The organism is Streptomyces sp. BK239 (assembly GCF_004217285.1).
Classification (GTDB): domain Bacteria; phylum Actinomycetota; class Actinomycetes; order Streptomycetales; family Streptomycetaceae; genus Streptomyces.
On record NZ_SHKS01000007.1, the window covers coordinates 229,753 to 253,486 of the forward strand.

Consider the following 23,734-nt stretch of genomic DNA (forward strand, 5'->3'; position numbering starts at 1 on the left):
GAGCGGGCACCCGTGATCCACAAACAAACCATCAAGTCCGTTTCAGGACGGGGGAGGATTCATGCCGGTGGGACTGCAACAGGAGCGGGCGATCCGCACACGACGGCTGCTGCTCAGGTCGGCGGCAGAGATCTTCGACCGGGAGGACTACTCCTCCGCGAGGCTCTGCGACGTCAGTGCGCGGGCCAACATGAGCACCGGCGCGCTGCACTTCCACTTCGCGAACAAGGAGGATCTGGCCCAGGCGGTCGTGAGCGAGGCGCGCGGCATACTGTGGCGCGCCGCGCGCCTCGCGTACGAAAGGAACTCCAAGCCGCTGCAGGCCCTCACCGACATCTCGCACACACTGAGCCAGTTACTGGCCTGGGACGTGGTGTCGAGGGCGGGGCTGCGTCTGGACAACGACCGCTCGCGCAAGGGGCGGTCGCAGTTCATCCATCCATGGCACGCCTGTGTCCAGCGCCTGCTGGACCGCGCGCGTCAGGAGGACGGGCTCGCGGGACACGTCCAGCTACGAGGGCTGACCTGCGCCGTCGTCGCCGCCACGACGGGCATGGGCGTACTGATCAAGGGCGGAGAGGGCGATCGGATCCGGACGGCCTTCACCGGCTTCTGGCAGGGCTTCCTGCCGGGGATCGCCGCGCCTGACGCGCTCGGCGGGCTGAACCCCGGCGGGACGGACGACGTGGTCGACCACGCGGTGACCGCCTCGCGTTACCTGCCCTACGGCCCGGAGGACGGTGTCCGCAGGGAGGTGGTGGTCTCCAGGGCTACGTGAGCCGGGCCCGCTGACGGGTCCGGGACCGGCCGAGGGCCCCGGTACGGGCCGGCGTGGCGGCGGAACCGCTCGGCGAACCCCGCTCCGGGGTCGCAGCCGAGCTCGGTCCAGACCGTGTCGTCCGTGAACCAGTGGTCCGCCGCCAGCAGTTCGAAGTGATGCCGGGCGAGCGGGTGGTCGCGGAGCCGGGCACGGGCGATGTCGGCCGGGAGGCCGGGCAGGGACTCCGGAAGGAGACCGTGCGCCTCGGCGACCGCCGCGAGCAGGTGCTCACCGGGTACGGGATCCGGGTGGTTGACGAAGTGGACACGCCCCGCACGGCCCGCACCGCCCGCCGGCGCCAGCGCGGCCGCGAGCAGCACGTCCCCCAGACTCGCGGCGTCGATCATCGACTGCCGTCCGAGCCGGCCCTGCGGCCGCCCCCCGAGCGCCCGCAGCAGGGTCAGCACGCCGGGCGCCACCCAGCGGTCCCCCGCGCCGTACACCAGGTGGGGGCGCAGCACCGTGCCGCCCGCCGCGAGGACGTGACGCTCGGCCGCCGCCCTCGTCCGGCTGGTGTCCGAGCCCGGCGCGATCGGCGCCTGTCCGGGCCGCACCCCGCTGAAGGGGCCCCGGCCGTGCACCGCCGCCGTGCTCAGGTGCACGAACCGTTCGACCCCGGCCCGCCGGGCCTCCTCGACCAGGGCGGCCGTGCCCAGGTCGTTGACCCGCCGCAGCTGCCGGGGGTCGCCGCCGACCTGCGCCGCGCAGTGGACGACCGCGTCGACGCCGTCGCAGACACCCCGCAGGGAGCCGGGGTCGGTGAGGTCGGCCCGCACGTACTCGACCGGGACGCCGCCCGGGAGCGGCGGGCCCTGGGCCGGCGGCGGGTCGGCCGCGGGCGGCAGGGCGCGGACCAGCAGGCGCAACCGGACGCCCGCCGCGGCGCGGACCGCGGCGACCACGTGTCCGCCGACGAAACCGCCGGAGCCCGTCACCAGGAGGCGCCGGCTCACCTGCTTCCCCGTACGGCGCCGCCCAGGGTCGCGGTGAAGACGGGTTCCTCGTCCTGCACGCCCTGTACACGCAGCACCGCTCCCTGCTCCGGGCACAGGTCGTGCCGGGCCAGGATCCAGCAGGGCTCGGCCAGTTCGCAGTACTTGTCGAAGGAGATCCGCATCGACGCGGGGTGGAAGTCGTGCCCGGGCGTGAGCGCGATGGCGGCCTGCCGGGCGGCTTCCAGCAGCACCATGCCGGGGACGTGGTCGTTCGGGCGGGCGAAGAGGGTGGGGTGGGTGGTGTCGAGGCGGAGCCGCCAGCCGGGGCGGTGCTTGGACAGTGCGAGGACGACGTCCTTGCGGTCGTCGCGGCCGGCCTCGTGCGGGGCGACCGCGGGGAGCAGTGGCACCGGACGGCTCGGCACGGACATCTGCTCCCCGCGCAGTCTTCGGTAGACGCGGGCCGAGGTGCAGATCAGGATGCCCATGCTGGTGGCGAGCACGCGGCCCAGCCGCTGGAAGGTCAGGTCCACCCGCATGCCGACGAGGCGGCCGGCACGCAACCGGACGTCGGAGCACTCGACCACGACGTCGACCGCGCCCGAGGCGCTGTCCACGGTGAAGTCCGGCGTATGGAGCCGGTATCCGATCTCGCGCATCACGAACTGGTCGTCGAGGGGGACGCCGAACTCGGCGTGGGCCAGCATCATCGTCGCCTGCCGGGTGGTCTCTGCGACCAGCAGCGGATCCTGGCGGCCGTCGGGCAGCGGGGCGAAGAAGCGGTGCGCGGCGGGCCAGTCGACCGAGACCAGGAAGCGGTGCTCGGCGAGACGCAGCCAGTCGACGGGGAAGCGGTCCTCCGGGTCCGGGCGGTGGCAGAGCGGGCCGGTGGCCAGGCCGCCCGGCGTAAGAACCGGGGAGTCGGTTCGGTTTGTGAGCTGCGCGGCGCTGAGGTCGGAGGGGATCGTCGCGGGTTGCCCGGCGAGCAGACCGGTCTGGGGTGCGGAGTGGGCCACGGTGGTGCGGTCGGAGCGTTCTGGGGCCGGGTCCAGAACGGGGTGAACACCGGCAAAACGGTTGACCACGGATATGACGCCATCAGACATGGTTTGCCCCCTGAGTCGATACATGCGGGGATCGCTCCCCTCTCGACAAAAGACTGGCAGTCCGGTTCTCTTTGCGCGGGGACCTGACCAAGCTCTGACATAGAAACAGGCACGGTGGCATGGCACGTCAAGCACGAGCAATCCAGACCCGCACGTCGATCCTGCTCGCAGCGGCCGAGGTGTTCGACGAACGGGGCTACAGCACGGCCACGATCACGGAGATCATCGCGCGGGCCGACGTCACCAAGGGGGCGTTGTACTTCCACTTCACCTCCAAGGAGGATCTGGCCCTCGGGGTGATAGCGGCACAGCTGGAGCTGGGGCCGTTGCCTCCGCAGCGGACGAAGCTGCAGGAACTGGTCGACCAGGGCCTGCTGTTCGCGCACCGGCTGCAGCACGACCCTCTTACCCGGGCCAGCGTGGGTCTGGCCATGGACCAGTGGAGCGAGAGCGCCGAGGGCGGCAACCCGTTCCACGGCAGGCCGTTCCAGTCCTGGGTGGAGCGGCTGACCGAGGTACTCGTCGAGGCGCGCAGCCGCGGGGAGTTGCTGCCGCACGTCGATCCGGCGGAGACGGCGGAGTTGCTCTCCGGGTCCTTCACCGGCATCCAGTGGACGTCCCAGGTGCTGTGTCAACGCAAGGACCTGACGGGCCGGGTGATCGCCATGTTCCGCCACCTGCTGCCGAGCATCGCGATGCCGCAGATCCTCCCGACGCTGGAGCTGACCCCCGACCGGGCCGCCTCGCTCCTCGCGTCCCGCGCCGCAGACCCGGAGGACGAGGAGGACGACTCCACCCAGGAAGGGGACGGCGGCGCCTCCCCGGAGAGGGAGGACAGCACCTCCTGACCGCCCCGCCGGGCGCTCGGCACGGTTGCACGGCAGGCTCGGCACGACCCGGCAGAACACGTCGGGGCACGGCGAACCGGCACCCCGCCCTGCCGATCGCACTCCTGGCCGGACCGGCGGCGGGCCGGCCGGGAGCCCGGCGGCGTGATGCAGGCGCCGGCTGAGTGCGAGCCGCACGGGCGCTCGCCGGCCGCCGCTCTTCATGGCGCCGCCAGCGAGACGCGGACGCCCGGCCTGTCCTGAGGCCGGGCTCCCGCGACACGCTGCCGCCCTCAACCCGCCATCCCCGCAAGGGGATCCGGCCGGCCGTCCCTCTCGCCCGGCCCCGCACGGCCCGGCAGCGAAGCGGTGCGGGACATGTCCTCCAGGCGGTAGCCCACGCCTCGGACCGTGGTGATCCAGCCCTCGCCGAGCTTGGCGCGCAGGGCGCTGACATGGGTGTCCACCGTACGGGTGGAGATGGCCCAGTCGTCCGCCCAGACCGCCGCGATCAGGTCCCGGCGTGAGATCACCGTCTCGGGCACCGAGGCCAGCAGCAGGAGGATGTCGAACTCCTTGCGGGTCAGCTCCAGGGGCTGCTCCGCCAGCCATGCCTCCCGCGCGCCGGGGTCCAGGCGCAGCGCCCCGCAGGACACGCCGGCCGGACCACCGCCCGTGGCGACGCGTCGCGTCACCGCGTTCATCCGGGCGATCAGCTCCCGGAACCCGTAGGGCTTCACCAGACAGTCGTCCGCACCCGACCGCAGACTGAGCACCCGGTCCAGCTCGGAGTCCCGGCTGGTGAAGGTGATCAGCGGTGTGTTGCCCCGGGCCCGGATCTCGGCGCACATCTCGAGTCCGTCGAGATCCGGCAACTCCAGGTCGAGCAGGACGACTTCGGCCTGTTCCCAGGCCATCAGGCCCGCCCGCCCGGTACGGGCCCGCCGGACCTGGTGGCCGTTGCGCACCAGGCGGCAGACCAGGGGTTCGGCGGTCCTGTCATCGGGATCGATCACCAGTACGCGCATGTGCACCCCACACCGGGCCGTGCCCCGTCGGCGCCACGCACCTCGGGCCGACGGCCCGGACCGTCACTCGCCCGCCGAGCGGGTGTGCACCACGCGGTAGGTGTTGGAGTCCCGCCAGACGGCCAGCGCGTCCACCCGGGCGTCGGTCTTCTGCCGCTCCGCCGACCGCTCGGCGCCCGGCTGATCGAGGAACGCGTCGTAGGCCTCCTTGCTGTCCCACTGCGAGTAGACGACGACCCACTTGCCCTCGATGCCACGCCCGCGCAGGCCGCGCAGCACCGTGTGGCTGCGGTAACCCGGGACCTTCTGCAGCCAGTCCTGGGCGGGGCCGAGGGCCTCGACCAGGTCGTCCTGGTGCTTCTCGGTGACGCCGTAGAGGTCGATGACCGTGTAGTCGTCGCGGTCCGGCCCGATCTCGGTCTCGCCGGCGCCGGGCTTCTGCTGGGTGAAGACCACCTCGTTCTGCAGCAGCCGGATCGCCGTGGTGATCTCACCGAACAGCGGCAGCGTGCGGTGCTTGAACTCCTCGCCGGCGTAACGGGCCTCCAGGTCCTCGGTGGAGCGCCACTGGATGAAGTTGGCGGTGCCGAACTTGGTGTGCCCGCTGTGCACGGTGCTGGACTGCCAGCCCTCGTAGGCCGCGGCGTCGACGATCTCGCGCATCGCGGCGAGCAGGCTGTCCTGCCTCTCGGCGGAGTCGGTCGAGAACAGGTTGAGGACGGTCAGGTTCTTACCATCGGCTGCGATCTTCGGCATTCTCTCTTCTCTTCCGGTCGATCGGTTGGTGAAAGAAGCAGAACTCGTAATTGCCGGGTCGGTGCTTCCCGATCAGCATGACAAGCCGACAAGTCGGGTTGAAGACCGTTGTGTTCAGGACTGCGCGTGGATTGTCAGGTCTTTGCCGCCCGCGTCAGATCTTCGGCAGCTACGTCAGGTCTTCGACAAGTGCCCTGGGCACCCATTGGCCCCCGCGCGATGATCGAGCGATGAATTCCGTCACGTCAGCAGCCGAAATCGGCACCCTGTTGGACCGATATCTCATCGATCTCGACGAGGAGAAACTCGACGACGCGTGGGCCCGGGCGCTGTTCAGCGACGACGCCCGTGTCGAGTTCCCGATGGCCCGGCACGAGGGCGTCGAGGGACTCGCCGACTGGCACCGCAAGGCGCTGGAGGCCTTCGCGCGCACCCAGCACCTCAACTCCCCCGCGGTCGTCGACCTCACCGGCGAGGACCGGGCGGTCCTGCGCGCCAACCTGGTCTCCACCCACGTACACCACCCGGACACACCCGGCGATCCGCTGTTCGTCGCCGGCACCCTCGTGCACGGCGCGGCCCGGCGCACCGAGCGGGGCTGGCGACTGACGGAGCTGTCGTTCCGGCTCGTGTGGTCGACGGGCAGCCCGCCCCTTCCGGGTGGCACCGGATGACCGCGCTGGCGGCCGGTGTCAAGGAGCAGCAGATCGCGACCATGCTGTTGGACATCGGCGTGATCCTGCTGGTCGGCGCCGCTCTCGGGGCCCTGGCCCGGAAGCTGGGGCAGCCCAAGGTGATCGGCGAGATCACGGCGGGCATCGTCCTCGGCCCGAGCCTCCTCGGCCTGCTGCCCGGCGATCCGACGGGAGCTCTGTTCCCGGCCGACGTCCGTCCGTTGCTGTCGGCGGTCTCCCAGGTCGGTCTGGTCCTGTTCATGTTCGTGGTGGGCTGGGAGTTCGAGCGGCGGGTGATACGTCCGTACGCGCGTCTCGCGGCCGGCGTCTCGCTGTCGTCCATCGTGCTCGCCTTCGGGCTGGGCGTCGCCGCGGCGGTCGTCCTGTATCCGCATCACGACACGGTGGCCGGACACCACATCTCCTTCATGGCGTTCTCCACCTTCATGGGCACCGCGATGTCCGTGACGGCGTTCCCCGTGCTGGCGCGGATCCTGTCCGAGAACCGGCTGATGGACACCCGGGTCGGCGCGCTGTCGCTGGCCAGCGCCGCGATCGACGACGTCCTGGCCTGGTGTCTGCTGGCGTACGTGTCGGCGCTGGTCAGCTCGGACGGCGACTACGCGGGCCTGGCCCGGATCGGGGCGCTCAGCGTCGTCTACGTGGCGCTGATGTTCCTGGTGGTGCGGCCGCTGGTGTCCCGGCTGGTGTGGCGGTGGTCCGCCATGGAGCGCTGGAACGTGCTGCTCGCGGTGCTGTGCGCCGGGGTGTTCGCCTCGTCGTGGCTGACCTCGTGGATCGGCATCCACCAGATCTTCGGCGCGTTCCTGTTCGGCTTCGTCATGCCGCGCGAACCCCGGCGGGTGCTCGCGGCGCACCTGCGCCGGCCGCTGGACGACGTCAGCGTCGTACTCCTGCCGGTGTTCTTCATCGTCACCGGCCTCGGCGTCGACCTCGGCGCCCTGACGGCGACCGACTACCTGGCCCTGTTCCTGGTCGTCGGCGTGGCCTGCGCGGGCAAGCTGCTGGGCGCGATCGTCCCGGCCCGGCTCTTCGGTCTGTCCTGGCGCGAGGCCAAGGACCTGGGCGTGCTGATGAACACGCGCGGCCTGACCGAACTCATCATCCTCAACGCCGCCGTGAGCCTCGGAGTGCTGGACGGCCGGATGTTCACCATGCTGGTGATCATGGCCCTCGTGACGACGGCGATGGCGGCCCCGCTGCTGTCCCGGCGCGAGCACCTCACGGCCGGCGAGACCCGGAAGGTTCGTACGACCGCCGCGGACGCGACCGCGCCGCACACCTGACGAGGGGGCTCTCGTGACACCCGTACAGCCATTGTCCCAGCACGGCAGACACCTGCCGCAACCGCCGGTCGACGGCCGTGCGCTGCGCACGGTGTGCGGCAACTTCGCCACCGGCGTCACCGTCATCACCACCGGCGGCCCCGAGGGCAGCGCCGCCACCACGGTGAACTCCTTCACGTCCGTCTCGCTGCAGCCGCCGCTGGTGCTGTTCTGCCTGCACCGGCAGTCCCGGCTGCGCCCGGTCCTTCAGCGCTCCCGGGGCTTCGTGGTGAACTTCCTGACGCACAGTCAGGCGGGGCTCGCCTGGAAGTTCTCGGGCCGCGAGTCGGCCCGGCTGGCGGACGTCCCGCACCACCGCTCCGCGAACGGGCTGCCCGTTCTCACCGACGCCCTGGCGTTCCTCGAGTGCCGTCTCGCGGAGGAGTACGACGGCGGCGACCACGCCATCGTGGTCGGCGAGGTCACCGCCCTGGGCTCCTCCGGGGAGGAGGCCGACCCGCTGGTCTTCTACAAGGGCGCCATGCGCGTCCTCGACAGCGACGTCCCGGAGCCCGCCCGTGGGTGAGGGTGGCGCCGGGCGCACCTCAGCGCGGCGCCGGCATCTGCTCGTCGGCCTCGTCGAACTCCCGCCTGGCCCGCTCGACCTTGCGGAGGTTCTCCGCGGACCATTCGGCGAGGTGGGCGAAGATCGGCGCCAGGCTGCGGCCGAGCTCGCTGATCTCGTACTCCACCCGGGGCGGCACCTCGGGGTGGTACGTGCGCACCACCAGGCCGTCGCGCTCCATCTGGCGCAGCCGCTGGGTGAGCACCTTCGGCGTGATGGTGCGGATGTTGCGCTGGAGCTGGACGAAACGCTGCCGTCCGAACTCGTTCAACGTCCACAGGATCGGCGTCGTCCAGCGACTGAAGACGATGTCGACCACCGGGGAGACCGGGCACGCCAGCTCCGAGTCGACCTTCCCGCCGCGCGTGGTGGCGCCGCCCATGGTGCCGGTGCTGTCGCCCATTCGAACCCTCCCAGGAAGTCACTTTCCTCTAGGTACCTACTATACCCAGGATGCTAACTTCCCGGAAGACGGTGAGCGGCCCCCCGCTCCCGGTCCCGCGCCATGTCCTTCCGTGCGGCTGTCCCGTCCCTGATCAAGCCGTACTTCCCGTCCTACGGATCCCTTCCTTCACATCCCCTTAGGAGCGACATGTCGACCCAAGAGTCGATGCGCCTTCCCCGCCACACCGCCGAAACGGAGCCGCCGCGCCGCCCGGGACTCATCCTGGCGTTCCTGTGCCTGGCCGGCTTCATGACCTTCCTCGACGTGTCCATCGTCAACGTGGCCCTGCCGACCATCGAGGACGAGCTGAACATCTCCCAGACGTCTCTGCAGTACATCGTCACCACGTACGGCATGCTGCTCGGCGGCTTCCTGCTGCTGGCCGGCCGGCTGGCCGACGCCTTCGGCCGCCGCCGGATGCTGCAGACCGGCCTGGTCCTGTTCGCCCTCGCCTCGCTGCTCGCCGGGTTCGGGCAGAGCGCGGCCATGCTGATCGTGGCGCGCGGCGCCCAGGGCCTCGGCGCCGCGTTCATCGCGACCGCCGCGCTGTCCCTGCTCGCCAACAACTTCGAGGAGGGCGCCGAGCGCAACAAGGCCCTCGGCGCCTGGGGCGCGCTCAGCGGTATCGCCGCCGTCGCCGGCGTCACCCTGGGCGGTCTGCTCACCGACGGTCCGGGCTGGCGCTGGATCTTCTTCGTCAACGTGCCGATCGGCCTGGTCTGCGCCCTGATCGCCCCCAAGATCGTCGCTGAGAGCCGTGCGGCCGAGCGCAGCAAGTCCTTCGACGTCGCCGGCGCCGTGACGCTGACCGCCGGTCTCGTGCTGCTGATCTTCAGCCTCGGCCAGACCGTCGACGACTCCGACGTGCCGATGGCCCGCGTCTACGGCGGCTTCGCCCTCTCCGCGGTCCTGCTCATCTCGTTCCTGCTGATCGAGCGCCGCGCCGAGGCTCCGCTGATTCCGCTCCAGGTGTTCAGGCGCAAGTCGCTGCGGGCCTCCAACGTCGTCGCCGTGCTGCTGCTCGGCACCTGCGTCACGCTGTTCTTCTTCGCCAGCCTGTTCATGCAGCAGGTCCTCAACTGGTCGGCCCTGAAGACCGGTCTGGCCTACGTCCCGCTCGCCGTGATCGTCGCCGTGGGCGCGGGCATCGCCTCCCAGCTGGTCACCAAGGTCGCGGCCAAGCCGGTGCTGATGACCGGCCTGACCCTGACCAGCGTGGGCATGTTCCTGCTGTGGCGGGCCCCCTCCGACGCCTCCTACCTCGTCGACCTGCTGCCCGCCTTCCTGATCTCCGGCCTGGGTCTCGGTCTGTCGTTCGTGCCGGTGCAGGTCGCCGCGTTCTCGGGCACCGACGAGGACGAGTCCGGTCTGTCCGCCGGCCTGATCAACACGGCGCAGGAGGTCGGCGGCGCCCTGGGCCTGGCCGTGGCCGCCACCTACGCCTTCCGCCAGGTCGACGAGCTGACGAAGTGGGCGGACGGGGTGCCCGCGCGGGTGACCGAGGCGCGCACCGAGGTCTTCCACGACGCGTTCCTCGCGGGCGCCTGCTTCGCCGCGGCGGGCCTGGTGCTCACGCTGATCCTGCTGCCCTTCACCAGGGCGTCGGAACAGCCGGCCGCCGGCCCCGCCCACGCCTGAGACAGGAAGACCCGCCATGCCGACGTCACCGCAGCTGTCCTCCGCGGCCGAGGGCTTCCTCGCCGAGAACCACCTGTGCACCTTCACCACCCTCCGCCCCGACGGCACGCCCCATGTGACGCCCGTGCGCTTCACCTGGGACGGCGACGCGGGTCTGGCACGGGTCATGACCGCGGTGAGCCGGCGCAAGGCCAGGAACGTGCTGGCCGCACCCGGCGGCCGGGTCTCCCTCTGCCAGACGGCGGGGCCCCACTGGCTCACCCTGGAAGGCGCCGCCACCGTCCACGACGACCCGTTACGAGTCCAGGAGGGGGTGCGGCGGTACGCCAAGCGGTACTGGTCACCGCCGCCCGAGCCGCCGGGCCTGGTCGTGATCGAGATCCAGGTCGACAAGGTGATGGGCCTGATCTGATCCCGGGCCGCCGATCCCGTGCCGAACCGCCCCGAGGGTGCCGGAAGTCTTCCGGCACCCTCGCCCATTTCCGCCGCCCGACCCGGCTGCAGAACCTCTGACGCAATTTGTCACAGACCTGTACTTGCGGCCGTTCAGATTCCCTCACTCCCCCGGAATACTGGTGAAAAATCCACTGGGAGAGGAAACATGGACCGTTTTCATGCCGATGTGATCGTCGCCGGCGCCGGCCCTGCCGGCTTGATGCTCGCCGGTGAACTCCGCCTGTCCGGACTGTCGGTGGTCGTGCTCGACCGCCTGACCGAGCCCATGCAGCAGTCCCGGGCACTCGGATTTTCCGCTCGCACGATCGAGGAGTTCGGCCAGCGCGGACTTCTCGACAAATTCGGCGAACTCGAGACGATACCCTTCGGGCATTTCGGTGGACTGCCCATCGACTATCGCATCATCGAGGGCGGGAATTTCGGCGTACGGGGTGTTCCGCAGTCGCGGACCGAGGCCATTCTCCACGCGTGGGCCGCCGGCCTCGGCGCCGAGATCCGCCGCGGGCACGAGGTCGTCGGCATGACCCAGGACGACACGGGCGTCACGGTGGAGGTCACCTCCGCCGCCGGCGTCGAGACGCTGCGCGCCCCCTACCTGGTCGGCTGCGACGGCGCCCGCTCCACCGTGCGCCGCCTGGCCGGCGTCGACTTCCCCGGCACCAGCGCCACCATCGAGATGCTGATGGCCGACGTCGCCACCAACGAGCTGCGCATCCGCCCGACCGGCGAGGTCGGCGAGTCCGGCATGGTCGTGGTGCTCCCGCTGGGCCCGCAGGCCACCCGCGTCGTCGTCTTCGAACGCGGCGCCGGCGTCCGCCCGACCCAGGAACCGCCCACCTTCCCCGAGGTCGCCGCCTCCTTCCAGCGCGTCACCGGCGAGGACATCACCGGCTACCGGCCGCTGTGGAGCAGCTACTTCACCGACGCCAGCCGCCAGGCCGCCGAGTACCGCAAGGGCCGGGTCTTCCTCGCGGGCGACGCCGCCCACATCCATCTGCCCATCGGCGCCCAGGGCATCAGCGCCGGCGTCGGCGACGTGGTCAACCTCGGCTGGAAGCTGGCCGCGGCGATCAAGGGGTACGCGCCCGAGGGGCTGCTGGACACCTATCACTCCGAGCGGCACCCCGTCGGCGCCCGCATCGTCGCCAACACCCTCGTGCAGCGCTCCCTTTACCTCGGCGGCCCCGAGATGCAGCCGCTGCGGGAACTCTTCGGCGAGCTGGTCGGCGTCGAGGAGGTCCGCCGCCACCTGGTCGGCCTGGTCACGGGCCTGGACATCACCTACGACATGGGCGAGGGCGGCCACCCGCTGCTCGGCCGCCGGCTGCCCGACCAGGAGCTGCTGGCCGGGGACGAGAAGACGAGCACGTACGAACTGCTCACCCGTGGCCGCCCGTTGCTGCTGAACCTGCGGGGTGGCGAGGCCCTCACCGCGGCTGCCGCCGGATGGTCCGACCGTGTCGACGTCGTCGCCGCGTCCCGGCCCGACCCCGACGCCCCGGCCGCCGACCTGCTGGTGCGTCCCGACGGCTACATCGCCTGGGTCGGGACGGACGGCTCCGCCGAGGGGCTGACCGAAGCCCTCCAGCGCTGGTTCGGCGCGTAAGCGCTCCGCGAAGGCCGCGAAAGACCGTCGCTCGTCTGCGGGTTCATCGTGGCTGGTCGCGCGCACGCGGCGGTAGCCGCACATCGACACAGCCCCGCGCCCCGTCGAGGGCGCCGCCCGTTCGTCAGAAGAGGAGTTCCGAGTTGACCGGCAAGGCCGAGACGAAGATGCCCACCAAGACCGACACACAGAAGAGGGCGCCGAAGGCCGGCGAGTGGACCGAGTGCGACGTCGTCATCCTGGGCGCCGGGATCGGCGGCTCCATCACCGGCGCGATCCTGGCCCGGCAGGGCGCCAAAGTGGTGCTCGTCGACGCCGGCCAGCACCCGCGGTTCGCGGTCGGCGAGTCACAGAACCCGCAGCTCGTGGAGTGGCTGCACATCCTCGCCGTGCGCTACGACGTCCCCGAGATCAAGCACCTGCTCGACGTCAAGGCCGTCACCAAGTACATCGGCGCCCACCACGGCAGGAAGCAGAGCTTCGGATTCGTACGGCACGTCCCCGACCGGGAGCCGGACCCGCGCGAGGCGACGATGTTCGTCATCCCGAAGATGCTCACCGAGGCGACGCACATGTTCCGCCAGGACACCGACACCTACTACTTCAACGTCGCCGCCAAGTACGGCTGCACCCTGCGCCAGAACTGGCGCGCCACCGACCTCGACTTCGACGACGACGGCGTCACCGTCACCGGACAGAACGGCGAGGTCTTCCGCGCCAAGTACCTCATCGACGCCAGCGGTTTCCGCTCGCCGCTCGCCCAGAAGTTCGACCTGCGGGAGAAGCCCTCGCGGATCAAGCACCACGCACGCTCGCTGTTCACGCACTACGTCGGCATCAAGCCGTACGACGACGTGTGCAACTACCCCGAGGCGCTGCGCCCGCCGGCGGAGTCCCCGTTCCACGGCGGCACCCTGCACCACCTGATCGAGCGCGGCTGGTTCTGGATCATCCCGTTCGACAACTACGAGGACTCCCGCAACCCCGTCTGCAGCGTCGGCCTCACCTTCGACGAGCGGCTGTACCCGCAGCCCGACAACATGACCCCGGACGAGGAGTTCAACCACTACCTCGACATGTACCCGGCCGTGAAGCGCCAGTTCGAGGGCGCACGGCGGGTACGCGAGTGGGTGTCGACGCCGGACCGGATCCAGTACTCGTCCAAGCAGACGGTCGGCGACCGCTGGTGCCTGATGTCGCACGCCGCCGGTTTCGTCGACCCGCTGTACTCGCGCGGCCTGTCCAACACCTTCGAGGTCGTGGACGCCCTGTGCTACCGCGTCCTGGAGGCGCTGCGCGACGACGACTTCTCCGCCAAGCGCTTCGAGTACGTCGAGCGCCTGGAGCAGGGGCTGCTGACGTACAACGACATGATCGTCAACAGCTCCTACATCGCGTTCTCCCACTTCCGGCTCTGGAACGCCGTGTTCAGGGTCTGGGCCTGCTTCACCACGCCCGCCACCATGCGGCAGATCCAGGCCCGCCAGGAGTTCTCCCTGGACGGCGACGACCGGCACTTCCGGGAGATGGAGAACGCCCCCTACCCGGGCCTGTGGTGGCCGGACAGCCACGCCTTCAAGCACCTGCTCGACGTCACGCACGAGACGTGCCTGAAGTACGAGGCCGGTGAGATCGACGGCGACAAGGCGGCCGACATCGTCTTCCAGGCCATCAACGACTGCGAGTCGGTCAACACGCCGTTCGGCTGGAAGGACGGCGAGGACCACCGATTCTACCGGGCCACCACGCCCACGATGATCAAGTTCATGTGGTGGGCGAGCACCAACGGCCCCAAGGAGATGCGCGACCTGGGCCGCTCGATGCTCAAGGGCGTCGTCAAGTCCGCCGCGCGCGGCCGCAAGGTCTCCTGACCCCCGGGGCGTGTCGCGAAGGTGTCGCCCCTGCCCCGCGACGCCCGGCACGCGCGCTCACCGCCCCCTCCGACCGGCCCGCACGGGGCCTGGTGCCAACCCCCGTGCACCCGTTCCCGTGCGGGCCCGTGCACCGACTTCTCCGCACCCGACCGCTTCGACTCTGGGACACCGTGTGATCAGTCGTAGAACCCTGCTCAGCGCCGGCACCGCCGCCGGCCTCGCCCTCGTACCCGCGGCCTCCGTCGCCGCCGAAGACTCGACGACGCCGTGGAGCCGGCTCGCGAGCAAGCTCTCGGGCAAGCTGGTGCTGCCCACCGATCCCTACTACACGGTCGCCCGCCAGGTGGAGCTCGGGCAGTTCGACTCCGTCAACCCGCAGGCGGTCGCCTACTGCGCGAGCGCGGCGGACGTCTCGGTCTGCGTGCGCTTCGCCCAGGACCACGGCGTCCGCACGGCGGTCCGCAGCGGCGGCCACAACTACGGCGGCTGGTCCACGACACCCGGCATGATCATCGACGTGTCCCGGCTGAACGCCGTGACGGTGCAGAGCGCCTCGTCGGTGGAGATCGGCCCGGGCGCCCAGAACGTCAACATCCTCAACGCGCTCGCCCCGCACCACCTGGTGGTCAGCGAGGGCGGCTGTCCGACCGTGTGCGCCGGCGGCTTCCTCCAGGGCGGCGGCTTCGGCTTCCTGACCCGGCCGACGGGCATGGCCTGCGACGCGGTGACCTCCGCACAGGTGGTGCTCGCCGACGGCCGCGTGGTGACCGCGTCGGCACAGCAGAACACCGACCTGTTCTGGGCCCTGCGCGGCGGCGGAGGCGGCAACTTCGGCATCGTCACGAAGTTCACGGTCACCCCTCACAGCGGCGACCAGACGGCCATCAGCAACCTGATCTTCCCCTACGACCGGACGGCCGACGTCCTCGACGGTGTGGCCCGTTGGCTGGTGGACGCCCCGCACACGATCGGCGGCGGCGCCTACGTGGTGCAGCCCGACGCCGCGCCCGGCTCGGTGCCGCAGGCCAACGTCTTCCTCGCCTCCCGCGGCACACCCGCCGAACTCGCCGGTGAGACGGCCCGGTTGCTCGCGCTGACCGGCGCCCCGCTGCAGCGTCAGGACGGCGTCATGACGTACCAGCAGCTGATGATGATGATCTTCGGCTGTGCCACTCTCACCGAGGCCCAGTGCCAGCGCTCCGGGAAGACCCCCGAGGGCACCCTGTCCCGCCCGGCCTACGGCCTGGAGCGCACCCGCATGGGCAGCGAGCCCTACTCCGCCGCCGGCTGGGCGGACGTGATGACCGCCTTCGACGCCAACCGCAGGGCGGGCCAGGCGCGTTACCTGGACTTCCACTTCTTCGGCGGCGCCGCCAACGACATCTCGCGCACCGCGACGGCGTACGTGCACCGCGACTCGCTCTTCTCGGTCAACTACCGGGTCCTGATCAACGACCCGGCCCAGGTGACCGACGAGGCCAAGGCGGTGGCGAACTCCTGGATCGACAACGGCTTCGCCACGATCGACCCGCTGTCGAACGGCGAGACCTACCAGAACTGGATGGACCCGTCGCTGACCGACTGGAAGGCGTCGTACTACGCCGAGAACTACGCGCGGCTGACCCGCGTCAAGGCCAAGTACGACCCGAACCGGTTCTTCCGCTTCCCGCAGTCCATAGGCACCGCCTGACGGCCCTCGTCGGACGGTGCCGCACCGACCGCCCGCCCGATCCCGGGCGCCCCTCCCCCAGGCCTCCGTGAGAACGGGCGGGCACACGCGCGAAGCCGCCGGACAACGGGGTCCGGCGGCCTCGCCTGGCGTCCCTCCCGCGGGAGGGACGCCAGGCGACGGGCTCAGGGCTTCCGGCCGTACCAGCCGACCAGGCGGTCGATGGCCGGGGCGTCCTCCGGAACGTCCACGACGGGTCCGAACGGCACCTGGCCACCGCGCGGTTCGCGGGGCACGGCACGGTGCATCGCGGCCAGCGGGCCGGCCAGGACGCTCTCGTCCCACTCCGGGCTCTGGCCGGTCGCCTTGGCCAGGTCCCAGGCGTGCAGCACGAATTCGTTGGTGTAGATGACCGCGGCGACGGCGCCGGGGACGGGGCCCCAGGGCAGGCCGATCTCCCGGCCCAGGATCGCCGGGTCGCTCCAGACGGACGTCAGCTCCTTCGCACCGGCCGCCCAGGCCTCGTCCCAGGCGCCGTCGGCGACGTCCTCGGCGAAGTGCGGAACGCTGAAGAACTGCCCGCCGGCGCCGATGACGGCGACCCTGCGGAGCACCGAGACGAGGTGGTTGGAGAGCTGGCGCACCGAGTAGTCCGGACAGGGCGTGGCGTTGTCGTAGTGCTCCGGCCGCACGGCGGCGAGCACCTCGCCCGCCAGGTCGACGGCCTTCAGCAGACCGGTGCGGGGGTCAGCGGGGGCCGGCGTGGCAGGGGTGTTCATCGGGTTCGTCATGCCGTCGAGTCTTCCGACCAAACAGGCCATCCCCCGGCCACTTTCCACGAAAGGCTGAATCACTGATGCGAGCTGACCGGTTGGTGGCGGCTCTGTTGTTCCTCCAGGCGCGCGGCCTGGTGACCGCCGCGGAGCTCGCCGCGGAACTGGAGGTCTCCGAGCGCACCGCACGACGCGACCTGGAGGCGCTGACCGCCTCCGGCGTCCCGGTCTACGCGCAGCGCGGCCGGGGCGGCGGCTGGCGGCTGGTCGGCGGAGCGCGCACGGACCTGACCGGACTCACCTCACCGGAGGTGCAGGCACTGTTCCTGGCCGCGGGCTCGTCGGGCGCCTCCCCCGAACTTCGGTCCGCTTTACGGAAGTTACTGCGCGCGGTGCCGGAACCGCTGCGCCCGCAGGCCGAGGCGGCGTCCCGGGCGCGGATCGTCGACGAGCTGGACCGGTCGGGCGCCGCCATGACAGCGGTCGGCCCGCACCGCACGGTCCTGGAGCGCGCGGTGCTGGACGGCGTGCGGGTCCGGCTCGGCTACGCCCGCCCCGGCGACGAGCCGCGCGAGCGCGTCGTGGACCCGCTCGGGCTGGTCCTCAAGGCGGGCCACTGGTACATGGTGGCGGGCACCGCGGACGGCCTGCGCTCCTTCCGGCTGGGCCGGGTGACCTCGGCCGAGCCGACGGAGGAGCCGGTCCACCGTCCCGCCGGCTTCGACCTGGCCGCCGCCTGGCGCTCGCTCGCCGCCCGCCTGGAGGACCGCCTGCTCGCGGCGACGGTCACGGCGCACGCGGACCAGGACGCCCTGCCCGTGCTCCAGCGGCTGTTCGGCGGGCGGCTGAGCATCGGCCGGCTGCTGGCGGACGGCAGGCGGGAGATCGAGGCCGCGGGGCCGTCGCTGGAGGTGCTGGCCGCACAGCTGGCGGGTCTCGGGCCCCAGGTCGAGGTGGTGGGCCCGCCCCGGGCACGGGCGCACCTGGCGCGCCTCGGTGAGGCACTCATGGCGAACTACGGAACGGCCCGTGAGGCGGCGGTCCGATAGTCACTTTCCTCTAGGTACCTACTATACGGAAGATGCTAACGTCGCAGACACAGCCCGATCGGGCCCAACCACCCCTCTTCTCACCACCTTTGGAGTTGTCATGATCGTTGTCACCGGAGCCTCCGGAAACGTCGGCCGTCCGCTCGTCGAAGCGCTCACCGCGGCGGGCGAGAAGGTCACCGCCGTGTCCCGCAGTCCCCTCTCCTACGACCTTCCGGAGGGAGCGCGGCACGTCCGCGCCGACCTCGCCGATCCCGTCACCCTCGCCCCCGCCCTGGACGGCGCGGACGCCCTGTTCATCCTGCTGGCCGGCGAACTGCTCGGCGGCGGCGCACCCGCCGTCGAGGTCCTGGCCGCGGCGGCGCAGGCCGGCGTGCGGCGCGTGGTGCTGCTCTCCTCCCAGATCAACGGCACCCGCCCGGACGCCCTCTCGCACGGCCGGCTCCGGGAGTTCGAGGAGGCCGTACGCTCCTCGGGCCTCGACTGGACGATCCTGCGCCCGGGCGGCTTCGCCTCCAACGCCTACGCCTGGATCGAGACCGTCCGCACCCAGCGCGCGGTGGTCGCCCCGTTCGCCGACGTGGCCCTGCCGGTCGTGGACCCGGCGGACATCTCCGCGGTCGCCGCCGTGGTCCTGCGCGACGAGGGCCATTCCGGACAGACCTACGAGCTGACCGGCCCGGCCGCCGTCACCCCGCGCGAGCAGGCTGCGGCGCTCGCCGAGGCCCTCGGCGAGCAGGTGGGCTTCGTGGAGCTGACCCGCGAGCAGGCCCGCGAGCACATGGCGCAGTTCATGCCCGAGCCGGTGATCGACGGCACCCTCGACATCCTCGGCGCGCCGCTCCCCGCCGAGCAGCGGGTCAGCCCGGACGTCGAGCGGGTCCTCGGCCGCCCGGCCGGCTCCTTCGCCGGATGGGCCGAGCGCAACGTCCACGCCTTCAAGTGACGGCGACGCCCTGACCGGCGCCGACGCCTTCGAGCAGCGCCGACGGGCCCCAGCACCGCCCCGGATCCGCACGTCCCCCGCACGGATCCGGGGCGGACCATCCGTACGGACACAGGTGGCGCACGGTACGAGCATGCGGGTGGTGGCTGATTTCGTGGGGAGAAAGCGGGACCGCGTGATGAGGTGTGAGCCTCTGATCACTCCGACAGCAGGGAGCGCTTCCTCCGATGACCGCACAGCCCGTACGCCCTGAGCGCACCGGTCCAGCGACCGCCTCTGCCATGGGTGTCGCGCCGTTCGCACCTTCTCTCGTCAAAGCGGTGTTCAGGGACGTGACCCCGATGCACGTCTCCCGGTCGGCCGCGTGGGCCGCCGCGTCGGTGACGCGAACAGTGCTGACGGAGATCATCGCCGGCGCAAAAAAAGCGGCGGCGGAGGAGGCCCGGAAGAGGCTGGTCCCCGGGGACCTCCTCTCGGCGATCGGCCGGAACGTCGAGGTCGAAGTGGCGGACACGTGGTACGGCCACAGCCCGACGTTCAAGGACGGGACCGGCGTCCTGTACGACGCCGAAGGTGTCATCGTGTCTTCTCCCAAGCGCAGCAGGTCACGCAAACCGAGTGCGGTGGTCGGCGCCCACAGGTTCGAGGCCGGCATCAAGAGGTTGCTGCGGAGCCAGGGGGCCAGGGCCGTCCCGGTGATGCTCCGCGACCTGGACGGAATCGCGAGCGTGTTTCTGACGAACCTCGCCCGGGACGCGGCCATGGTCGTCCGCGAGGGCGGGATCAAGCGTTTCGGTACGGTCACCCTGGGGACGCCGGGCGAACCGGCCCCTCCTCCGTCGTTCGAGAATCCCCTCCAGGACCTGTCCGTCCGCAGCGGGGACAGGCGGACCATCGGCAGGGACGACGTCCTGGCCGCCACCACGATCCAGTTGTTCGGCGACATCAGGCAGCGAGCCCTCACCGAAGCACGCGAGGCGACCCGGAACACACCGGCCGGCTGAGCGGACGGCCGCTCCCTTCCGGACGGAGCCGATACGGCTCAAGTCACCCGTCAGGCAGGCGAACACCCGACGCCGCCCGATCAAGTTCCGTAGCGTGAAGCCGTGATCGTATGGCTCAACGGCACCCACGGCGCGGGCAAGACGACGACCAGTGCACTCGTGCAGCAACTGATTCCGGACTCAAGGGTGTTCGACGCCGAGAAAGTCGGCGAGACACTCATGGACATCACGCCGGGCCTGCCCACGACGGACAACTTCCAGCACTGGCCGCCGTGGCGGCCACTCGTGGTCGAGACCGCCCGGCGCGTCCTCGAGTACACCGGCGGCACCCTGATCATGCCCATGACGGTCCTGGTCGAGCAGTACTGGCGCGAGATCAGCTCGGGCCTCGCCCACCATGCCGTACAGGTTCGGCACTTCGTCCTCCATGCCGACCAGGACACCCTGCGCGGGCGCATCGCGGGCGACACCGTCGTCGGCCCCGACTCCCCGTTCCGGCTCCAGTACCTCGAGCCCTACGCCGAGGCGGCCCGCACGTGGCTGCACGCCGAGGCCGAGGTCGTCGACACCACACACCTCACACCCGTCCAGGCCGCCCGGCAGATCGCGGCGGCCGTCGAGAGCGGAAGTCACGACTGACGAACGCACGGTTTCCCGGCGTTCGCCGCCGTCGGTCACAGGGCGGTGGCGGCGCGGACCAGCCCCGCGACCGCCGTCGAGCGGCTGTGCGGGGGCCAGGCGATGACCGTCGTGACGTGCGGGGCGTCGGGGACCGGTACGGCGGTGAGGTCCTCGCGCAGTCCGGTGCCGCCCGACTCCGGCACTACCGCGCAGGCGCGGCCGAGGGCGATGAGCTGGGTGAGTTGCGTGTGGTCGCGCACCTGTGGTCCGGGGCCGTCCGGGAAGGTGCCGTCAGGGCGGGGCCAGCGAGGCAGGGGCAGCTCGGGAAGATCGGTGATCTCGGCGAGCCGCACATGGGGGCGGGCGCTGAGAGGGTGGCCCGCAGGGAGGATCGCTACCTGACCCTCGGAGTGCAGGTCCTCGGTGTCGAAGCCGGCCGTGTCGTCGAACGGCCGATGCAGCAGGGCCACGTCGGCCCGGCCGTCGTGCAGCAGCCGTGCCTGCTCGCCCGGCCCGCACAGCACGACGTCCACGGCGACGGCGCCGGGCTCGGCGGCGTAGGCGTCGAGGAGTTTCGCCAGCAGTTCGCTGGAGGCGCCCGCCTTCGCGGCCAGGACCACGGCGGGGCGGCCGGTCGCCGCGAGGGCGGCCCGGCGGGTGCGCCGTTCGGCGGCCTCGACGGCGTCCAGCGCCGCCCGCGCCTCCCGCAGCAGCACCGCCCCTGCCCCGGTCAGGGCGACACCCCGGCTGCCGCGCTCCAACAGGAGGGCGCCCAGGCGTCGTTCGAGCCCGCCGATCGCCCGCGACAGCGGGGGCTGGGCGATCCCGAGCCGCTGCGCGGCCCGGCCGAAGTGCAGCTCCTCGGCGACCGCGACGAAGTACCGCAGCTCACGTGTCTCCACCCCGCCAGCCTAGCCGGGCCGGCCAGGAGCGATACCCGGGCGGTATCGCCGCACACCCAGTCGGTCTTGGACGCCCTGCCCGGCGAGGGAGAAGTATCGAGGTCATGAGTGAGACGAACACCATGAACCATCCCAAGGTCGCGCTGGTGACCGGGGCCAACAAGGGCATCGGGTACGAGATCGCCGCCGGGCTCGGCGCCCTCGGCTGGTCCGTCGGAATCGGCGCGCGGAACGAGGAGCGGCGCGAGACCGCTGTGGACAAGCTGCGCGCGGCCGGAGCCGACGCGTTCGGCGTGCCGCTGGATGTGACCGACGACGACAGCGTGACAGCGGCGGCTCGGCTGATGGAGGAGCGAGTCGGGCGGCTCGACGCGCTCGTCAACAATGCGGGCATCACCGGCGGCGGACCGCAGGAGCCCACCACGGTCGACGTGAACCGGGTACGGGCGGCCGTGGAGACCAACGTGATCGGCGTCATCCGCGTCACCAACGCCCTGCTCCCCCTGCTGCGCCGCTCGCCGTCGCCACGGATCGTGAACGTCTCCAGCAGCGTCGGCTCCCTCACGCTCCAGACCACGCCCGGCGCCGAGGTGGGCCCCGTCTCCGTCGCCTACACCCCGTCGAAGACGTTCCTCAACGCCGTCACCGTGCAGTACGCGAAGGAACTGGCCGACACCCCCATCCTGATCAACGCCGTCTGCCCCGGCTACACGGCGACCGACCTCAACGCCTTCCAGGGGGTACGGACCCCCCAGCAGGGCGCAGCCGCAGCGATCCGCCTGGCCACCGCACCGACCGACGGACCGACGGGCCGCTTCTTCGACGACGAGGGAGAGGTGCCGTGGTGACACGCTTCCGCCGGCGGGCGCGCGGGGCGGTGCCTGCCGGAGTCGTACGCGGCCTGAAGGTCGTCCCGTAACAGGGACGCGCGTCGAGTCGCGATCAAACTACCTGCCGCACAAGCCGGTTGGGGCCGCCTGCGTCGACCCGCGTGAGATCATCCGGCCATGAGCAGCGATCTGGAAGTAAGCGCTCTGGCGATCAACGTCGTGATCCCGCAGGCGCTCCGCTGGACGGACACCCGACGCGGTGAAGCGTTCACGCTGACCACGCTCAACGTCCGCCTCCTCCCCGACGGTCACCTGGCCGTGAAGGCCTACGGCAAGCCGGTCGGAGGCGGTCGGGGCGCATACGTCTCGTTCCCCGTCCCCGACAAACCCGAACTGGCGGCCCTGGTCTCCGACGCTGCCAGCCGTGCCGGGGCGTTGTGGGCCGCCCATCGCGGACTCGGCTGATCGCGGGCGCATATCGGGCAGCGGGATCTCCTCGTCGGTGATCACTTCCGGCCCTGCCGGCGGACGAGGATCGGTGCAGGGCCCAGGTGCGGTGTCGCGCCAGAACGCCGGTACCGTGCTGCTGTGACCAGTGACAAGGCCGACCGCCGCGGGCTGTGGGACGGTGCTGCGGTCCGTGCCCGTGTCGCCGCCATGGCACAAGGAGACCCTGGGCGTAAGCGCTTCGGGTCCTCACACCATCGATATCTCCTTCGGCCTCCTCTCGCGGAGGACACGATCCGGCTGTTCGAGCAGCAGCATGGTGCCCGGCTCCCCGCTTCCTACCGCAGCTTCCTCAAGGATGTCGCCGACGGAGGAGCGGGACCGCACTACGGGATCCTGGGCCTGACGGAGGAAGTGGACGAGGAAGAGGCTCTGCACGACGTTCGAGAGGAGGACCGGCGCGCGGGCTTCCTGTCCACGCCGTTTCCGCACACCGACGAGTGGCCGGGGCCGGGCAAGGGCGGCGATGCCGACTACTCGGTCGCCGGGAGCTTGGTCATCGGGGAGTGCGGTTGCGGCACGTTCCACCGGCTGGTCGTCACGGGGACGAACGCCGGCCAGGTATGGCTCGACGATCCTGACTGGGGCGGCCTGATACCAGGGCCGGACTTCGGAGACTGGTACCTGGCATGGCTGGCTACGACCTGACCCATGGAGGTCGGCGTCCTGAAACGAATGGTCGGGGCGAGCCTGACGCGGCAGGATCCTCCGCATGACATTGCCCACCCCCGAGCTGCACACCGCCCGCCTGCGACTGCGGCCGTTCACCGACGCCGACGCGGGGCCGCTCTACGCGCTGCACAGCAGCGCCCACGTACTGCGCTACTGGGACTCCCCGCCGTGGACCGAACCGGCCCGCGCCCGGCGCTTCATCGCGACCTGCCGGACGATCGAGGAGGAAGGCACAGGAGCGCGAATGGCCGTCGACCGGGTCTCCGACGGTGCGTTCATCGGCTGGTGCGGACTGACCGCCTGGAACCCGGACTTCCGCAGCGCGTCCCTGGGTTACGTCCTCGACGCCGCCGCGTGGGGCCACGGCTACGCCACGGAGACCGCGCACGCCGTCCTGCGGTGGGCGTTCGACACCCTGGACCTGAACCGCGTCCAGGCCGAGACCGACACCCGCAACGTGGCGTCCGCCCGCGTCCTGGAGAAGCTCGGCTTCGTCCGCGAAGGCACCCTCCGCGAGGACTGCGTCGTCAACGGCGACGTCTCCGACTCCTGGGTCTTCGGCCTCCTGCGCCGCGAGTGGCACCCGACGCCCACGCCGACGGCCGACCGCTAGGACCGGGACCCGTGCGTTCGTCGGGCGGTGCTTGTTCCGTCAAGTGATGTAGGGGCGCTGCAGGTGGCCTGG

25 protein-coding genes are annotated in these 23,734 nt (G+C 71.2%); 18 read left to right on the forward strand and 7 right to left on the reverse strand.

Annotation, left to right across the window (positions count from 1 at the left end):
• Window positions 1–67: 67 nt before the first annotated feature.
• The gene (locus EV567_RS22770) at window positions 68–778 is read left to right on the forward strand and encodes a ScbR family autoregulator-binding transcription factor (protein WP_165430459.1); all 711 of its coding nucleotides are present in this window, start codon (window positions 68–70) and stop codon (window positions 776–778) included.
• Here EV567_RS22770 and EV567_RS22775 read toward each other — a convergent pair.
• Window positions 724–1,773, reverse strand: a complete 1,050-nt coding sequence (locus EV567_RS22775) for an NAD(P)-dependent oxidoreductase (RefSeq protein WP_130443025.1) — start codon at window positions 1,771–1,773, stop codon at window positions 724–726. The two genes, EV567_RS22770 and EV567_RS22775, sit on opposite strands and share 55 nt — an antisense overlap.
• Window positions 1,770–2,861: a ScbA/BarX family gamma-butyrolactone biosynthesis protein gene (locus EV567_RS22780; RefSeq protein ID WP_130443027.1), complete on the reverse strand. Its 1,092-nt coding sequence runs from the start codon at window positions 2,859–2,861 to the stop codon at window positions 1,770–1,772. The genes EV567_RS22775 and EV567_RS22780 overlap by 4 nt, the downstream gene beginning before the upstream one ends.
• Window positions 2,862–2,980: 119 nt before the next feature.
• Here EV567_RS22780 and EV567_RS22785 point away from each other — a divergent pair, with 119 nt between their 5' ends.
• A complete protein-coding gene (locus tag EV567_RS22785) occupies window positions 2,981–3,709 on the forward strand; it encodes a ScbR family autoregulator-binding transcription factor (protein ID WP_242620968.1) in 729 nt (242 codons plus the stop codon).
• A gap of 272 nt (window positions 3,710–3,981) precedes the next feature.
• On the opposite strand, the gene EV567_RS22790 is transcribed toward EV567_RS22785, so the two are convergent.
• On the reverse strand, window positions 3,982–4,716 hold the full coding sequence (locus EV567_RS22790; RefSeq protein WP_242620969.1) for a response regulator transcription factor: 735 nt from the start codon (window positions 4,714–4,716) through the stop codon (window positions 3,982–3,984).
• A gap of 63 nt (window positions 4,717–4,779) precedes the next feature.
• Window positions 4,780–5,472 (reverse strand): antibiotic biosynthesis monooxygenase, encoded by a 693-nt coding sequence (locus EV567_RS22795; protein WP_130443031.1) that lies wholly within the window; start codon window positions 5,470–5,472, stop codon window positions 4,780–4,782.
• A gap of 230 nt (window positions 5,473–5,702) precedes the next feature.
• Between EV567_RS22795 and EV567_RS22800 the strand changes: the two genes are divergently transcribed.
• From EV567_RS22800 to EV567_RS22810, 3 genes are read left to right on the forward strand one after another with little or no spacing between them, the layout of a single operon-like run.
• Window positions 5,703–6,146 (forward strand): nuclear transport factor 2 family protein, encoded by a 444-nt coding sequence (locus tag EV567_RS22800; protein WP_130443033.1) that lies wholly within the window; start codon window positions 5,703–5,705, stop codon window positions 6,144–6,146.
• Complete coding sequence (locus tag EV567_RS22805) at window positions 6,143–7,453, forward strand: cation:proton antiporter (RefSeq protein ID WP_130443035.1); 1,311 nt, start codon at window positions 6,143–6,145, stop codon at window positions 7,451–7,453. Before EV567_RS22800 ends, EV567_RS22805 begins: the two co-directional genes overlap by 4 nt.
• A 13-nt stretch (window positions 7,454–7,466) precedes the next feature.
• Complete coding sequence (locus tag EV567_RS22810; protein WP_130443037.1) at window positions 7,467–8,018, forward strand: flavin reductase family protein; 552 nt, start codon at window positions 7,467–7,469, stop codon at window positions 8,016–8,018.
• A gap of 19 nt (window positions 8,019–8,037) precedes the next feature.
• Here the strand turns inward: EV567_RS22810 and EV567_RS22815 are convergent, their stop codons facing one another.
• Window positions 8,038–8,460, reverse strand: a complete 423-nt coding sequence (locus EV567_RS22815; protein WP_130443039.1) for a helix-turn-helix domain-containing protein — start codon at window positions 8,458–8,460, stop codon at window positions 8,038–8,040.
• A gap of 189 nt (window positions 8,461–8,649) precedes the next feature.
• On the opposite strand from EV567_RS22815, the gene EV567_RS22820 reads away from it, so the two are divergent.
• The 5 genes from EV567_RS22820 to EV567_RS22840 all read left to right on the forward strand — a co-directional run bounded on the left by EV567_RS22820 (window position 8,650) and on the right by EV567_RS22840 (window position 15,766).
• Entirely contained in the window at window positions 8,650–10,140 is a 1,491-nt protein-coding gene (locus tag EV567_RS22820) for an MFS transporter (RefSeq protein ID WP_130443041.1), read from the forward strand.
• A 16-nt stretch (window positions 10,141–10,156) separates the two neighbouring features.
• Window positions 10,157–10,552 carry a pyridoxamine 5'-phosphate oxidase family protein gene (locus EV567_RS22825; protein ID WP_130443043.1) on the forward strand — a complete coding sequence of 132 codons (396 nt, stop codon included), beginning with the start codon at window positions 10,157–10,159 and terminating at the stop codon, window positions 10,550–10,552.
• 189 nt (window positions 10,553–10,741) lie between these two features.
• On the forward strand, window positions 10,742–12,202 hold the full coding sequence (locus tag EV567_RS22830) for an FAD-dependent monooxygenase (protein ID WP_130443045.1): 1,461 nt from the start codon (window positions 10,742–10,744) through the stop codon (window positions 12,200–12,202).
• 167 nt (window positions 12,203–12,369) lie between these two features.
• Window positions 12,370–14,073, forward strand: coding sequence for an NAD(P)/FAD-dependent oxidoreductase (locus EV567_RS22835; RefSeq protein WP_130443128.1), 1,704 nt, complete (start codon window positions 12,370–12,372; stop codon window positions 14,071–14,073).
• A 175-nt stretch (window positions 14,074–14,248) separates the two neighbouring features.
• Window positions 14,249–15,766, forward strand: coding sequence for an FAD-binding oxidoreductase (locus EV567_RS22840; RefSeq protein ID WP_165430460.1), 1,518 nt, complete (start codon window positions 14,249–14,251; stop codon window positions 15,764–15,766).
• Window positions 15,767–15,930: 164 nt separating this feature from the next.
• Here the strand turns inward: EV567_RS22840 and EV567_RS22845 are convergent, their stop codons facing one another.
• The gene (locus tag EV567_RS22845) at window positions 15,931–16,536 is read right to left on the reverse strand and encodes a TIGR03086 family metal-binding protein (RefSeq protein ID WP_130443049.1); all 606 of its coding nucleotides are present in this window, start codon (window positions 16,534–16,536) and stop codon (window positions 15,931–15,933) included.
• A 65-nt stretch (window positions 16,537–16,601) separates the two neighbouring features.
• Between EV567_RS22845 and EV567_RS22850 the strand changes: the two genes are divergently transcribed.
• From EV567_RS22850 to EV567_RS22865, 4 genes are all read left to right on the forward strand, one after another.
• Complete coding sequence (locus EV567_RS22850; RefSeq protein WP_130443051.1) at window positions 16,602–17,567, forward strand: YafY family protein; 966 nt, start codon at window positions 16,602–16,604, stop codon at window positions 17,565–17,567.
• A 100-nt stretch (window positions 17,568–17,667) separates the two neighbouring features.
• The gene (locus tag EV567_RS22855; protein ID WP_130443053.1) at window positions 17,668–18,513 is read left to right on the forward strand and encodes an SDR family oxidoreductase; all 846 of its coding nucleotides are present in this window, start codon (window positions 17,668–17,670) and stop codon (window positions 18,511–18,513) included.
• Window positions 18,514–18,740: 227 nt separating this feature from the next.
• A complete protein-coding gene (locus EV567_RS22860) occupies window positions 18,741–19,517 on the forward strand; it encodes a hypothetical protein (RefSeq protein ID WP_130443055.1) in 777 nt (258 codons plus the stop codon).
• 102 nt (window positions 19,518–19,619) lie between these two features.
• Complete coding sequence (locus EV567_RS22865; protein ID WP_130443057.1) at window positions 19,620–20,156, forward strand: AAA family ATPase; 537 nt, start codon at window positions 19,620–19,622, stop codon at window positions 20,154–20,156.
• A 35-nt stretch (window positions 20,157–20,191) separates the two neighbouring features.
• Here EV567_RS22865 and EV567_RS22870 read toward each other — a convergent pair whose 3' ends face one another.
• Window positions 20,192–21,040 (reverse strand): LysR family transcriptional regulator, encoded by an 849-nt coding sequence (locus tag EV567_RS22870; protein WP_130443059.1) that lies wholly within the window; start codon window positions 21,038–21,040, stop codon window positions 20,192–20,194.
• A 104-nt stretch (window positions 21,041–21,144) separates the two neighbouring features.
• Between EV567_RS22870 and EV567_RS22875 the strand changes: the two genes are divergently transcribed.
• The 4 genes from EV567_RS22875 (at window position 21,145) to EV567_RS22890 (ending at window position 23,662) form a co-directional block, all read left to right on the forward strand.
• Window positions 21,145–21,888, forward strand: coding sequence for an SDR family oxidoreductase (locus EV567_RS22875; protein WP_130443061.1), 744 nt, complete (start codon window positions 21,145–21,147; stop codon window positions 21,886–21,888).
• 159 nt (window positions 21,889–22,047) lie between these two features.
• Complete coding sequence (locus tag EV567_RS22880) at window positions 22,048–22,335, forward strand: hypothetical protein (protein WP_130443063.1); 288 nt, start codon at window positions 22,048–22,050, stop codon at window positions 22,333–22,335.
• Between the two features lie 123 nt (window positions 22,336–22,458).
• On the forward strand, window positions 22,459–23,025 hold the full coding sequence (locus EV567_RS22885) for an SMI1/KNR4 family protein (protein WP_130443065.1): 567 nt from the start codon (window positions 22,459–22,461) through the stop codon (window positions 23,023–23,025).
• A 64-nt stretch (window positions 23,026–23,089) separates the two neighbouring features.
• On the forward strand, window positions 23,090–23,662 hold the full coding sequence (locus tag EV567_RS22890; protein ID WP_130443067.1) for a GNAT family N-acetyltransferase: 573 nt from the start codon (window positions 23,090–23,092) through the stop codon (window positions 23,660–23,662).
• Window positions 23,663–23,734 lie beyond the last annotated feature (72 nt).